A 13,169-nucleotide genomic window follows, 5' to 3' on the forward strand; every position below is an offset into this window, starting at 1 on the left:
TGTCGAGCCCCGAGGCGTCCAGAGCCTGACCACCGGTCGATCGGTGGTCTGGTGAGCCCGGCTCCCCTTCCTCGTACTCGCAGTTCCTGCGTTTCCGCGCCGTTCGACCGGTCCGGCCTTCACCGACCTCGTCGACATCGCCACGGAGCGCGCTGTGCAGAAACCGTCCTTGCCGCCTGTCGTCCCCCTGCTCGGGACCGCGGTCTTCGCCCAGGGAACGTCCGAGTTCATGGTGGCCGGCCTCGTGCCGGACATCGCATCGGAGCTGTCCGTCTCCATACCCGCAGCTGGCCTGCTGACCTCGGCGTTCGCGGTCGGAATGGCGGTCGGCGCGCCGTTCATGGCGCTGCTCGCCATGCGCTGGCCCCGGCGGCTCGCGCTCGTCGCCTTCCTCGCCGCGTTCGTGGTCGCCCACGTCGTCGCGGCCGTGACCGGCAGCTTCGAGGTGCTGGTCGCAACCCGTGTGGTCGGGGCACTGGCGAACGCCGGGTTCCTCGCCGTCGGGCTGGCCACGGTCACGAGCATCGTGCCGCCCGACGCGAAGGGGCGCGCGCTCGCGGTGCTGCTCGCCGGGACCACGATCGCCTGCGTGGCAGGCGTCCCCGGCGGGGCGGTCCTCGGCGGTCTGTGGGGGTGGCGCTCGGCCTTCTGGGCCGTCGCGCTGCTCTGCCTCCCCGCCATCGTCGCGGTGCTCACCTCGGTGCCGAAGGACAGGTCGGGGGCGACCCCGCCGAGCGCGCGCGGCGAGGTCCGGGTACTGCGGCGGCCGCGGCTGCTGGTGGTGCTGCTGCTCGGCGCGCTCGTCAACGGGGCGACGTTCTGCTCGTTCACCTTCCTCTCCCCGGTGCTCACCGATGTCGCCGGGATCGACGCCGGGTGGGTTCCCGCGATGCTCGCCCTGTTCGGCGCCGGGTCGTTCCTCGGTGTCCGGCTCGCCGCCCGGTGGTCCGACACCCGTCCCGGGCCCGTGGTCGTGGGCGGTGGAACCGCGCTCGCCATCGGGTGGGTCGCGTTCGCGCTCGCGTCCGACAACGTCGTCGCGACCGTCGTGCTCGTCCCGTTGCTGGGGATGCTCGCGTTCGCCGTGGGGAGCACGCTGATCGCCCGCGTGCTCTACGCGGGCTCGGACGCGCCGAACCTCGCGGGGAGCTTCGCGACGGCGTCGTTGAACGTCGGCGCGGCCGCCGGCCCGTGGATCGGCGGGATCACGATCGCGGCCGGTCTCGGTCTGAGCGCGCCGCTGTGGGTGAGCGCGGCACTGGTCACCGCCGCGCTGGCGATCGCCGCGCTCGTGCGCGTCACCGACGCGGCGATGCGGTCGGTTACTTCTCCGACCTCCGGTCCGAGATCCGCGTGATGACCGCCAGAACGGCGATGAGCAGCAGGACGGTGGGGAGGAAGATCGTGACCGTCCAGTAGTCCAGGATCCAGTCGTATGGCGTGTTCATGTGCCGTTTCCTCCGCGGGGGGATCTGCCGATCAGCCTCGACGGTAGCAACCTCGCCGTATCGGGCTCTCAGCGGATCCGCAGGTTGGGCCCGTCCGCGGCGCGCGGTCGCCGGGCTAGGTCCTCCTCGTGGCGGAGTGCCCGCGTGAGCAGCCGCCGTGGGCCACTGCCCTGCCCGCCGAGCTTGTCGTCGCGGTTGCGCAGCAGGCAACGGTCGAGGGAGAGGCAGCCGCAGCCGATGCAGTCGGCCAGGTTGTTGCGCAGCCGGGCGAGCTGTTCGATGCGGGTGTCGAGCTCGTCGCACCACGCGGCGGACAGCCGTGCCCAGTCCTCCCGGTCGGGCGTGCGCCCGTCGGGCAGCGTGGCGAACGCTTCCTTGACCATCCGCAGCGGGATGCCCACGCGCTGGGCCACGCGGATCACGGCGACGCGCCGCAGCGTCTCCCGGGGGTAGCGGCGCTGGTTGCCGCTGGTGCGGCGGCTCGAGATGAGGCCCTTCTCCTCGTAGAAGTGCAGGGCGCTCACGGCGACGCCCGAGCGGGCCGCGACCTGGCCGACGGTGAGCTCGGCGGCGGGTGGCGTGTCGGTCACCCCACGAGGATAGCTCCTTGACCTCAACCATTCTTGAGGTTCCACCCTTGAGGTCATGACCGACTCTGCCGCGCTGAGCGGCGAACAGGCCGGGATGCGCGAGTGGATCGGACTCGCCGTGCTCGCCCTCCCGGCTCTGCTCGCATCCCTCGAACTCACCGTGACCCACCTGGCGCTTCCCGCCATCGCCGCGGACCTGGCGGCCAGCAGCACGCAGCTGCTGTGGATCGTCGATGTCTACGCGTTCCTGCTCGCCGCGGTGCTGATCCCCATCGGTGCCCTCGGTGACCGGATCGGGCGGCGCAAGGTCCTGCTGATCGGCGCTGTCGGATACGGCCTCGCGTCCGTGCTCGCCGCGTACGCGCCGAGTCCCGAGCTGCTGATCGCCGCGCGGGCACTGATGGGGGTCACCGGCGCGACGCTCATGCCCTCGACGCTCTCGCTGACCGCGGCGATGTTCCGCGACGCCCACCAGCGCGCGGTGGCGATCGGGGTGATCGTCGCCAGCGTCTCCGGCGGCACGGCGATCGGCCCGCTCGTGGGCGGCTGGCTGCTCGAACACTTCTGGTGGGGATCGGCGTTCCTGCTGGCCACGCCCGTGATGGCGGTGCTGCTGGTGGCGGGCCCGCTGCTGCTCCCCGAGCACCGTGATGCCCACGCGGGCCACCTGGACATCGCGAGCGCGCTGCTGGCGCTGCTCGCCGTGCTGCCGGTCGTCTACGGACTCAAGCAGGTCGCGGCCGACGGGTTCAACCCGGTGCCGATCGCGGCCGTGATCGCCGGGATCGGGATGGCCGTGCTGTTCGTGCGCCGCCAGCGCCGGCTTGCCGACCCGCTGATCGACCTCGGGCTGTTCGCCGATCGCGCGTTCCGCACCGCGGCCGCCACCTTGACGTTCGGGATCTTCGTGCTGTGGGGATCGAACTACGCGATCGCCCAGTACCTGCAGCTCGTCGCAGGCCTGTCCCCGTTGAACGCCGGGCTGTGGACGGCCCCTTCCGCCGCGGGCGTGATCGCCGGGTCGCTGCTGGCACCCCGGATCGCGCGGCGCGTGCCGGCACCCGTCGTGATCGGCACCGGGCTCGTCGTGTCGTCGGCCGGGTACCTGGTTCTCGCCACGGTCGCCCCCGCCCACGACCTCGTGCGCCTCGTGGTGGGAGCGATCATCGTCTCGGCAGGTCTCGGTCCGATGATGGCGCTGGCCACGGACATGGTGGTCGGGTCGGCGCCGGTCCAGCGTGCGGGCGCGGCGGCGGCGATCTCCTCGACCGCGCCCCAGATCGGCGGCGCCTTCGGCGTGGCCGTGCTCGGCAGCATCATCACCGCCGTCTACCGCGAGGCGATGACCACCGCGGTGCCGGTCGGCGTGCCGCACGACGCGGCACAAGCCGTCCGCGACAACCTCGGTGCCGCCGCGGCAGCCGCGGGCGAGCTGCCCCCGTTCCTCGGAGATCCGTTGCTCACCGCCGCCCGCGCCGCCTTCACCTCGGGGTTCCACGTGACGGCGCTCGTGAGCGCGGTGCTGATGGTGGTCATCGCGGCGCTGGTGCTGACGCTCCGGCGGCCCGGTCGGCGCGGAGTACGAGGGCGCGACTCGGGGTCAGCGCAGCGCATCGACCCCCGGCCCGGCGAGGTCGTCCACCGCCACCTGCCGCCCGGAGACGGCCAGTAGCAGGGAGAGGGCGGTGCCGGTCAGCTCCGGACCGTTCCCGATCGACACGTCCGCGTCCGTCGCCGTCAGCCGGACCCGCGCCACCAGCTCCTTGGCTCCACCGAAGGACGCCGGGGTGCGGGCCTGGAGGCGAAGCGCCCTGACGACGGCCTCCTCCGGATAGGACCGGGTGAGCCCCAGCGGGCGGCGGATGTCCTCACCGTGCACGACCTCCTCGACGAGGCGGGTGTCGAGGGGCGCGGGAGGGGTCGACGTCCGCGACGCCACCCGCCGGAGCCGCTCCAACGTCTCCTGGGGCGAGGACGCGCGTTCGCGCTCCACGCCGCGGGCGTTCTGCCGGTCGAAGTCGAACCCGGCGCGGGCAAGACCCACCACGAAACCGAGGCGCGTCGTCCGAGCCGTGTCGACCAGATGCGCGACGACGTCGTGCACGGTCCAGCCCGGGCAGAGCGATGGCACCTCCCAGCTGCCTGTGTCGAGCCGCTCGAGGTCGTCGATCAGGGCCGCGCGCTCCGCGTGCACCAGCGACCAGACATCTCCCACGTTTCTCCTCCAGCCAGGTCGTCGCGTTCGACAGGTGAGTCGCGCGGGTCAGCGGAGATTCATCGCTCACGACGAAAGGCGCAGAGTCGGTGACTCGTGCGGATGCGGGTAGTCGCTGTACTTTGCTGCTGTACCGCCGAGACGATCTCCGCCGCACCGGAGGCCAGGCATGACGACGACGTTCGGGCACATCAACGTCCTCGTGCGGGACATGGACGCGACGATCGCCTTCTACCGGTTGCTCGGGCTGGATGTGCCCGATGCCTTCGAGTGGCCACCGGGATCCGGAGCCAGGCACACCGAGGTGCCGATGCCCGGCGGCCACTACCTCGCCTTTGACAACTACGAGATGGCGCGCATCTGGCACAGCCACTTCGACGCCGGACGCGGGGAGGGCAACATCGTCATCGGCTTGCTCGTCGACAGCCGCGACGACGTCGACCGCATCTACCGCGGGGCCCAGGAGGCGGGACACCGGGTCGGCCGGCCGCCGCACGACGCGTTCTGGGGCTCTCGCTACGCGATCCTCATCGACCCCGACGGCAACGAGGTCGGCCTGAAGAGTCCCGTCGACGACGAGCGTCGCTACGAGCCACGCGCCGACGAATGACCGTTGCATTCGCAGCTGTACCAACGCCGGAGGCCCCACCGGATCGTCTACGACAGGCCTCTGACCTGCGTCGGGGTGACAGGATCTGAACCTGCAACCTCTTCGTCCCGAACGCCCGTCCTGCGTTGTATCGAGAAGCGCTCCGTACTGTTCCGCTGGTCACGGTGCTGGTCAGTGTCGGCGCCTGCCACCTCTGATGACGGCGGATGGTGCCTTTTGACGCCCCGGCGACCGCGCGTCCCGCACGGAGGGGGTTCGGTGTGGCATCCCGTCGACCTGCCCGTCCGGCGAGGACATGCTCGGATAGACAAATTACCTGCCGTCCATACGTGGAAGTCTGGGAGTCGGCGCGACAGAGGAGGGACCCGCCGCTGATGACTGGCGAGGATGTGCTGGAGATCTTGGAGGTGCTGGGAAAGGCCGGGACGGAGATCTGGATCGGTGGCGGCTGGGGCATCGACGCCTTGCTGAGGACCCAGACCCGTAATCACCGCGACCTGGATCTCATGCACCGTCGGGAACAGGAGCGGGTTGTCGTCGAGGTGCTCGCCGAAGCCGGCTTTAGTGAGTCTCTCGACTGGCGGCCCGTGCGCTTCGTCGTTGCAGACGTACAGGGACGCGCGATCGACCTGCATCCCCTGGTCTTCGCACCTGACGGGAGCGCAATCCAGGCTTCGCCGGACCGGGCGCGCCCGTTCATCTACCCGGCTGCCTGCTTTGTCACGGGCGAGATTCAGAACGTCACCGTTCCCTGCTTGTCAGCGGAACAGCAGGTCTACTTCCACCAGGGCTACGAGCCCACCGACCGAGACCGCCACGACATGGCCCAGTTACGTGACGCCTTCGGCATCACTACACACTTCTGACCCGCTCGCCCGCTTGTGGCGCCTGGACCGCGGTGGCAGCAAATCGCCTGCATGCGCTCGACGACGAGGACCCAGATGGCGGCGCTGTTGGTGCGCCGGTGCCCGCCTGATGCCTTGCAGGCCCTGGTCAGAGATACATTGTCAACTCTCTGACCAGGGCTTTCGCGATGTCGGGGTGACAGGATTTGAACCTGCGACCTCTTCGTCCCGAACGAAGCGCGCTACCAAGCTGCGCCACACCCCGATGGCCCGTGGGCCGTTGGTGAGTCTAGCTGACGTCCGCGGGCGCCGACGCAGGGGTGGCCCTGGCAGCGGCCGCGACCGACGGCCGGGGCACGAGGGTCAGCAACGTGGCCTCCGGAGGGCAGGCGAAACGCACCGGGGCGAACGGGGACGTGCCGAGCCCCGCCGAGACGTGCAGCCAGGTGTGGGCGCCCCAGCGGGACGCTCCACGGGCGCGGGAGCGGTCGATGCCGCAGTTCGTGACGAGCGCGCCGATGCCGGGCACGCGCAGCTGGCCGCCGTGTGTGTGGCCGGCGAGCACGAGGTCGTATCCGTCGTCGGCGAACCGGTCTAGCACCCGCGGCTCTGGGGAGTGGGTGAGGCCGAGTCGCAGGGCAGGTGCACCCCCGCGGCGGCCGGCGACGCGGTCGTAGCGGTCGAGACCCAGGTGCGGGTCGTCCACGCCGGCCGCGGCGATGTCGATCCCGGCCGCGGTGAGGTCGATGCGGGCGTGCGTTGCGTCCTGCCAGCCGCGCTCCACCAGCGCGGCCCGCAGGTCCCGCCACGGCAGCGGCTCCCCGTGGCTGCGCCGGGAGCTCTTCACCAGGTAACTGGCCGGGTTCTTGGGCGTGGGCCCGAAGTAGTCGTTGCTGCCGAACACGAACAGGCCGGGGAGGTGGAGCAGCGGGCTGAGCGCGGCGATGACGGCGGGCACGGCGCGCGGATGGGCGAGGTTGTCGCCGGTGTTGACCACCAGATCGGGCTCCAGCTCGGCCAGCCGGGCCACCCAGCGCTGCTTGCTGTGCTGGCGCGGCGTGAGGTGCAGGTCCGAGATGTGCAGCACGCGCAGCGGGCGGGCACCTTCGGCCAGCACCGGGAGGGTGTTCTGCCGGAGGGTCCACCAGCGGCGCTCGATGCCCGCCGAGTAGGCGAGGGTGGCCGCACCGGTGGTGGTCGCGCCGAGTGCGAGGCGAGCCCAGCTGTTCACAACTGCAGGGTACGTCGGACGGGGAGTGCATTAGCGTGCGCTCCCGTGAGCACCCTCAAGGAGCGGCTGCGGTCCGACCTGACCGCGGCGATGAAGTCAAGGGACGAGCTGGTGAAGTCCACTCTCCGGATGACGTTGACGGCCATCGGCACTGCCGAGGTGGCGGGCGCCGAGGCGCGGGAGCTCGGCGATGACGAGGTGCTCGCGATCATCCGCAAGGAGGCCAAGAAGCGCGCCGAGTCGGCGGAGGCGTTCGCCGGTGCCGGCCGTGACGAGCTCGCCGCGCAGGAACGCGCGGAGGGCGAGGTGCTGGCCCGCTACCTGCCGGCGCAGCTCTCCGACGACGAGCTGGCCGAGATCGCCCGCGCGGCCGTCGAGCAGACCGCGTCCGAGCTGGGCGAGCGGCCCGGCCAGCGGCAGATGGGTCAGGTCATGAAGCACGCGACCGCGGCCGTCGCCGGGCGGGCCGACGGCAAGCGCCTCGCGACCGCGGTGCGGTCACTCCTCGCCTGACCCGCGAGCGCACCTGGGAGCCGTCGTACGGCTCCCAGGTGCACCTCAGCTCTTGGCCTCGGCCTTCTTGCGCGGTGCGGCCTTCCTGCGGGCGGGCGCCTTCTTCGTCGTGCCCGCCTTGGTGCGGCGCTCGGCCAGCAGCTCGCTCGCCCGCTCGTCGGTGATCTTCTCGACGTCGTCGCCCTTGCGCAGGGACGCGTTGGTCTCGCCGTCGGTGACGTACGGGCCGAACCGACCGTCCTTGATCACCATCGGGTTGCCGGTGGCGGTGTCCTTGCCGAGCTCGCGCAGCGGCGGGGTGGCCGCAGCGGCGCGTCGGCCCCGCTGCTTGGGCTGCTTGTACAGCTCCAGCGCCTCGTCGAGCGTGACCGTGAACAGCTGGTCCTCGCCCGAGAGCGAGCGCGAGTCGGTGCCCTTCTTCAGATATGGCCCGTAGCGGCCGTTCTGGGCGGTGATCTCCTCGCCGCTCTCCGGGTCGGTGCCCACCAGCCGGGGCAGCGAGAGCAACTTCAGCGCGTCCTCGAGCGTGACCGACTCGGTGGTCATCGACTTGAACAGCGAACCGGTGCGGGGCTTGGGCTTCGCGGCGGCCTTCTTCTTGGTGCCGTTGCCGTTGCTCTCCGCGGGCGCCTCGGTCTCCGGGAGGATCTCGGTGACGTAGGGCCCGTAGCGGCCCTCCTTTGCCACGATCTCGTGCCCGGTGACCGGATCGACGCCCAGCGAGCGGCCTTCCTGCGGCACCGAGAACAGCTGCTCGGCCACCTCGGGCGTGAGCTCGTCGGGCGGCAGGTCGTCGGGCAGGTTGGCCCGCTGCGACTCCCCGTCGCGCACCCGCTCCAGGTAGGGCCCGTAGCGGCCGACGCGCACGACGACGTCGTCGAACACCGGCACGGAGTTGATCTCCCGGGCGTCGATCTCCTCGAGGTTGACGCCCACGAGCTTCTTCAGGCCCCCGGACCGCGCCACCGAGCCTTCACTGCCCTGTTCGGCGCCGAAGTAGAAGCCCGTCAGCCAGTCGGTGCGGTGCTGGGTGCCCTGCGCGATCGCGTCGAGCTCGTCCTCCATCGCCGCCGTGAAGCCGTAGTCGACCAGCCGCCCGAAGTGGAGCTCGAGCAGTCCGATCACGGCGAACGCGATCCAGGACGGCACGAGGGCCTGCCCCTTCTTCCACACGTAGCCGCGGTCCTGGATGGTCTTGATGATCGACGAGTACGTGGACGGCCGCCCGATGCCGAGGTCCTCGAGCGCCTTGATCAGGCTCGGCTCGGTGTAGCGGGCGGGCGGATTGGTGGTGTGGCCCTCGGGATTCAGCTCGGCCGCCGTGAGCGGCTGGCCCTTCACCAGCTCGGGCAGCCGCGACTCGGCGTCGTCGGCCTGTCCGTCGCTGCCCTCGTCGAGCGTCTCGACGTAGGCCTTGAGGAAGCCGGGGAACGTGATCGTGCGGCCGGAGGCGGCGAACGTCACGTCCTCACCGGTGGCGGCCGTGCCGGCGATCCGGATGCTGACGGTGGTGCCGCGTGCATCGGCCATCTGGGAGGCCACCGTGCGCTGCCAGATGAGCTCGTAGAGCCGGAAGTCGTCGCCGTCGACCTCGCGGGCGATCTCGCCGGGCGTGCGGAAGGTGTCGCCCGCCGGCCGGATCGCCTCGTGTGCCTCCTGCGCGTTCTTGACCTTGCGCGTGTACTGCCGCGGCTGCGGCGAGACGTACTCGGCGCCGTACAGGTCGCGCGCCTGGGTGCGGGCGGCCTGGATGGCCGTGTCCGACAGCGTGGTCGAGTCGGTGCGCAGGTAGGTGATGTAGCCGTTCTCGTAGAGCCGCTGCGCGCTGCGCATGGTGCGGTCGGCCGAGAACCGCAGCTTGCGTCCGGCCTCCTGCTGCAGCGTGGACGTCATGAACGGCGGGTACGGCTTGCGGGTGTAGGGCTTCGACTCGACGGAATCGACGACGAGGTCGCGATCCTGGAGCGCCTCTGCCAGCCGGCGAGCGCTCGCCTCGTCCAAGGCCCTTGCGGCGTCCTTCCGCCCGGCGCTCTTGAGCTGCCCATCGGCGCCGAAGTCGCGACCGGTGGCGACACGGGTGCCGTCGACGGCGACCAGCCGTGCCGGGAACTGCCGCGGCGATGCCTCGGCGCCCGCATCCATCAGGGCGGCGATGTCCCAGTAGGACGCCGGGATGAACGCCATCCGCTCGCGCTCGCGCTGCACGACGATCCGCGTGGCCACCGACTGCACCCGGCCGGCCGAGAGCTTCGGCATGACCTTCTTCCACAGCACGGGGGAGACCTCGTAGCCGTAGAGGCGGTCGAGGATGCGGCGGGTTTCCTGCGCGTCGACGAGGTCGTGGTCGAGGTCGCGCAGGTTCTCCACGGCAGCGCGGATCGCCGACTCGCTGATCTCGTGGAAGACCATCCGGCGTACCGGGATCTTCGGCTTGAGCGTGTCGAGCAAGTGCCAGGCGATGGCCTCGCCCTCGCGGTCGGGGTCGGTGGCGAGCAGGATCTCGTCGACGGACTTCAGCGCGTCCTTGAGCTCGGCGACCTTGCCCTTCTTCTCGGGCGTGACGATGTACAGCGGCGCGAACTGGTTGTCGACGTCGACACCCAGCCGCGCCCACGACTCGCCCTTGTACTTGGCCGGCACGTCGGCCGCCCCGCGCGGCAGGTCGCGGATGTGCCCGACCGAGGCCTCCACGACGTAGTCGCGGCCGAGGTACTGCTGGATCTTCTTGGCCTTCGTGCCGGACTCGACGATCACCAACCGTCGCATCGGCCGCCCGTTGGCGGCGCCGGTGGACGTGCCGGTACCCCGGCCGCCGCCCGCCGCGCGGCCACCGCCCGCGCCCTTCCCGGTCGCGGGCTTCGCACTCGTCGTTCCGGTTGCCACCTGGTCCTACTCCATCGTCTACGGACGTGTCGGCGAGCGCCTGCCGTCGGCACGCGCACCGGCCATCTCCGGGACCCACCGCGCCGGCTGCACGGGGGCCAGGACACCGAGTATGCGTGGCCTTGGAACCGGCTTTCGCCGGAACCCCGCGTTCGCACACCCACCCGCTGTGTCACGCTCGTCACATTCAGCTGCGGAACCGGGAGGGACCGACGTGCTGCCGACCTGCGCCGCGAGAGCGTAACCATCTCGTCAAGACGCTGTTCTACCCCAGTACCGCGGCCACTCGTCCGTCGCCGCCCCCGGCGGGACCGGGCCGACCAGCTCGACGAGCCGGGCGACGCGGCGGGTACCGCTGATCCGCAGCGCCGCTCCCCGTGCGTCGCGAGCCGGCGGGAGACCCGCCCGCGTGGCCGCCGCGATGAGCGGCAGGTGCGTCTCGGGTGCGTGCGGGTCGAGCGCGAGCAGGTACCCGCCTCGCTCGTCAGGCCGGCCCGCCGCAAGCGCCCACATGCGTAACGCCGGGCCGTCCAGTTGCCATCCCTCCGGCACGCATTTCACTGACCCTCGCATCCACGCCTTGGCCAGGCCGACCAGGTCGCACCGGAACGCCGTGCGCAGGGCCAGAGCGCCGGACTCGGTGCGGACGCCGGTGACCGGGATGCCGACGGCCGCGCACGCGGTGGTCACCGCGGGCGCGCGGGCGGCGTCGGGCAGGACGATCGAGAGCCGGGCCTGGTCCCCTGCCCCGAACCGGGCGATCTGTCCCGGACCGCAGAGCAGCCCCGCCAGGTCAGTCAACCGTGGCGGCCGTGCCTCCGCGGAGAACATCGACAGCTGCGACACGTAGCGCAGAGTAGAACACGCGTTCGATTCGTGGTACCGGGCGCGCCGATCTCTGGTGTGGGTGGACTATCGCGGTGCGTCCGATGCCAAAGCGGAAAGCTGCTGGCACCGCGCCGAGCGCTCGGCCGCCCGGTGCAGGCGGGGCGCGGCGGCGAGGTCGCCGAGCGGGTTGGGCGGGGCGACGGCCGACACCTTCGACTCCACCTGGGCCAGGGTCGTCATGAATGCGGCGGGGTCGTTCGGGCTCGTGCGGTCGACGGTGGTTTTGACCCCGTCGAAGTCCTCCTCGAGTGCCCGGAGCGCGTCCTGGGTCCTGCGGGCGGCCTCGTCGCCTCCCGGTTCCGGAGCCCTGCCCACCTCGGTGAGCTGCGCCTGGCCACGCTGAGCCCCTGCGATCACGGTGTCCAGGTACGAGCTGACCGTCCGCTGGACGGCCGGGAGGTCGGCCGACCTCGAGAAGTCCGGGGCGGACGTCGCGGGCACTGCGAAGCTCAGCACCGACTCGCAGACCCGATCGGCCCAAGCGACCGGATCGCTCCCCGGACCTTCGCTGGGCGGTGCCGTGTCGGCGGCCGGCGTCCCTCCGACCGTGGTCGTACAGCCGGCGGTGAGTATGGCCGCGGCGGCCAGCATCCCGATCAGGGCCGGCCCACGTCGGGACGAGCGGGTCATCATGCGATCACCTCCCTGCCTCCTGCGCGATCTGCTGGCAGCCGGCCGCCTGCCGGCCCGCCTGGGCGAGTTCCGGGTTGCTCTGCAGGTCGGCCATCGGACTCCGCGAGAGCCGCCTCACCGACTCGACGGCGGCCGGCACCACGCGCTGCAGCTCCTGCCGGTCGTTGATGTCGACCCGCTCGATGCGGGTTCGTGCGTCGCGGTAGGACGCCCGCATGGTCTCCAGCGTGCTGCTCAGCTTGTCGACGACCTCGTTGCCACCCGCGATGGGCGCGGGTCCGGCCGCGGCCATGCCGCTGATCGCCGATCCGGCGCTCTCCTCGGACACGCTGAACCAGTTGTTGAGGTCGCGGACGAGGGTGGCTACGTCAGGGGCCTCGGCCGACTTCGGCGGCGAGACCGCGGCCTTGACGTACGGCAGGAGCGAACCACAGATCTGATCGACCCATGCCACCGTGGCCTGCTCCGCCGTGTCGGCCGAGGCGGCTCCAGATACCGCGGTGGTGCATCCGCCGCTCAGCGCCATGACCACGACGGCCGGAAGGAGGAGGGCAGGTGGGGTGATACGGGGCATGCAGCTGCTCCGGCGCGTGGGGACAGGTCACCCGATAGTGTGCCCGCCGGTCGGGTGTGCGCCGCAGCGGCCCTCGGACGGCTGCGGCGAGCGGTGTTGCTCGATCAGCCCGCCGGTGCTCCGGTCGCGCGGAGCTGGCGGCAGTTCTCGGCTTGCTCGCTCGCCGCACCGAGCTCCTCGCTGGCGCGCATCCCTTCGGTCGGCGCGGGGAGGTTGCGCAGCTCCTGCAAGGGAGCCAAGGCCGCCGGTACGGCGGTAGCCAGCTGTGCCGGGTCGGACACGTCGACGGCGGCGAGCTGCGTGCGGGCCGAGTCGAAGCCGCTCCGGATGCCGCGCAGGGCCTCCTCGAGGCGGCCGACGTACACGTCGCCGCCGTCCACGGGCGCTGCGCCGACGGCATCCAGCGCGGTGAGGGAACGCTGCAGTTCGTCGGACGTCGCCCCGAGGTACCGGTCCAGCTCCTGCACTGCGGCCACCGGGTCGCCGCGGTTGATCTGCGGACTGGTCGTGGCTGCTCGCGTGAAACCGGAGAGCGCCCCGCACACCTGGTTGGTCCACGCGACGGCCTCCTCGCTCGGCGCGGCCGGGCCGCCGCACCCCGCGACGAGCGCCGCGAGCGCGGCGACGGTGCAGCTGATCCTGCGCGTCCTCATGGGTCCTCCCGGGGCTGGCGCTTGCCCTTTCAACGACGGAGGCCGTCCACCCGTACGGGTGAACGGCCTCCGGTTGCGCAGATGCG

The 13,169-nt window shown here is 71.5% G+C and carries 14 protein-coding genes and 1 tRNA gene; 5 read left to right on the forward strand and 10 right to left on the reverse strand.

Features of this window, described 5'->3' with window-relative positions; genetic code table 11:
• The first annotated feature begins 169 nt into the window (after positions 1-169).
• Entirely contained in the window at positions 170-1,357 is a 1,188-nt protein-coding gene (locus tag K1T35_RS01870; protein WP_220262324.1) for a Cmx/CmrA family chloramphenicol efflux MFS transporter, read from the forward strand.
• Here the strand turns inward: K1T35_RS01870 and K1T35_RS48645 are convergent.
• Both K1T35_RS48645 and soxR read right to left on the reverse strand, forming a co-directional pair.
• On the reverse strand, positions 1,323-1,448 hold the full coding sequence (locus K1T35_RS48645; RefSeq protein WP_255621478.1) for a hypothetical protein: 126 nt from the start codon (positions 1,446-1,448) through the stop codon (positions 1,323-1,325). The two genes, K1T35_RS01870 and K1T35_RS48645, sit on opposite strands and share 35 nt — an antisense overlap.
• A 68-nt stretch (positions 1,449-1,516) precedes the next feature.
• Positions 1,517-2,038, reverse strand: coding sequence for a redox-sensitive transcriptional activator SoxR (gene soxR / locus K1T35_RS01875; RefSeq protein WP_255621479.1), 522 nt, complete (start codon positions 2,036-2,038; stop codon positions 1,517-1,519).
• 55 nt (positions 2,039-2,093) lie between these two features.
• Between soxR and K1T35_RS01880 the strand changes: the two genes are divergently transcribed.
• Positions 2,094-3,710, forward strand: a complete 1,617-nt coding sequence (locus K1T35_RS01880; protein WP_220258471.1) for an MFS transporter — start codon at positions 2,094-2,096, stop codon at positions 3,708-3,710.
• Here the strand turns inward: K1T35_RS01880 and K1T35_RS01885 are convergent.
• Positions 3,639-4,253 (reverse strand): maleylpyruvate isomerase family mycothiol-dependent enzyme, encoded by a 615-nt coding sequence (locus K1T35_RS01885; protein ID WP_220258472.1) that lies wholly within the window; start codon positions 4,251-4,253, stop codon positions 3,639-3,641. The genes K1T35_RS01880 and K1T35_RS01885 overlap by 72 nt on opposite strands.
• Positions 4,254-4,422: 169 nt before the next feature.
• On the opposite strand from K1T35_RS01885, the gene K1T35_RS01890 reads away from it, so the two are divergent.
• Both K1T35_RS01890 and K1T35_RS01895 read left to right on the forward strand, forming a co-directional pair.
• Positions 4,423-4,863 (forward strand): VOC family protein, encoded by a 441-nt coding sequence (locus tag K1T35_RS01890; RefSeq protein WP_220258473.1) that lies wholly within the window; start codon positions 4,423-4,425, stop codon positions 4,861-4,863.
• Between the two features lie 329 nt (positions 4,864-5,192).
• Positions 5,193-5,729 carry a nucleotidyltransferase domain-containing protein gene (locus K1T35_RS01895; protein WP_220258474.1) on the forward strand — a complete coding sequence of 179 codons (537 nt, stop codon included), beginning with the start codon at positions 5,193-5,195 and terminating at the stop codon, positions 5,727-5,729.
• Positions 5,730-5,899: 170 nt separating this feature from the next.
• Here K1T35_RS01895 and K1T35_RS01900 read toward each other — a convergent pair.
• Together K1T35_RS01900 and K1T35_RS01905 are read right to left on the reverse strand one after the other, a co-directional pair.
• Positions 5,900-5,973 (reverse strand) — tRNA-Pro (locus tag K1T35_RS01900).
• A 24-nt stretch (positions 5,974-5,997) separates the two neighbouring features.
• Positions 5,998-6,939, reverse strand: a complete 942-nt coding sequence (locus K1T35_RS01905; protein ID WP_220258475.1) for a metallophosphoesterase — start codon at positions 6,937-6,939, stop codon at positions 5,998-6,000.
• A gap of 45 nt (positions 6,940-6,984) precedes the next feature.
• Here K1T35_RS01905 and K1T35_RS01910 point away from each other — a divergent pair, with 45 nt between their 5' ends.
• Entirely contained in the window at positions 6,985-7,452 is a 468-nt protein-coding gene (locus tag K1T35_RS01910) for a GatB/YqeY domain-containing protein (protein ID WP_220258476.1), read from the forward strand.
• Between the two features lie 45 nt (positions 7,453-7,497).
• On the opposite strand, the gene topA is transcribed toward K1T35_RS01910, so the two are convergent.
• The 5 genes from topA to K1T35_RS01935 form a co-directional block, all read right to left on the reverse strand.
• Positions 7,498-10,218 carry a type I DNA topoisomerase gene (topA, locus tag K1T35_RS01915; protein ID WP_220262325.1) on the reverse strand — a complete coding sequence of 907 codons (2,721 nt, stop codon included), beginning with the start codon at positions 10,216-10,218 and terminating at the stop codon, positions 7,498-7,500.
• 369 nt (positions 10,219-10,587) lie between these two features.
• Positions 10,588-11,181, reverse strand: coding sequence for a hypothetical protein (locus tag K1T35_RS01920; protein ID WP_220258477.1), 594 nt, complete (start codon positions 11,179-11,181; stop codon positions 10,588-10,590).
• A 66-nt stretch (positions 11,182-11,247) separates the two neighbouring features.
• Positions 11,248-11,856 (reverse strand): hypothetical protein, encoded by a 609-nt coding sequence (locus tag K1T35_RS01925; RefSeq protein ID WP_220258478.1) that lies wholly within the window; start codon positions 11,854-11,856, stop codon positions 11,248-11,250.
• Between the two features lie 4 nt (positions 11,857-11,860).
• On the reverse strand, positions 11,861-12,430 hold the full coding sequence (locus tag K1T35_RS01930; RefSeq protein WP_220258479.1) for a hypothetical protein: 570 nt from the start codon (positions 12,428-12,430) through the stop codon (positions 11,861-11,863).
• A 104-nt stretch (positions 12,431-12,534) separates the two neighbouring features.
• Complete coding sequence (locus K1T35_RS01935; protein WP_220258480.1) at positions 12,535-13,083, reverse strand: hypothetical protein; 549 nt, start codon at positions 13,081-13,083, stop codon at positions 12,535-12,537.
• Between the last annotated feature and the right edge of the window lie 86 nt (positions 13,084-13,169).

The sequence above is a fragment of the Pseudonocardia sp. DSM 110487 genome, from assembly GCF_019468565.1.
In the GTDB taxonomy this organism is placed as follows: domain Bacteria; phylum Actinomycetota; class Actinomycetes; order Mycobacteriales; family Pseudonocardiaceae; genus Pseudonocardia.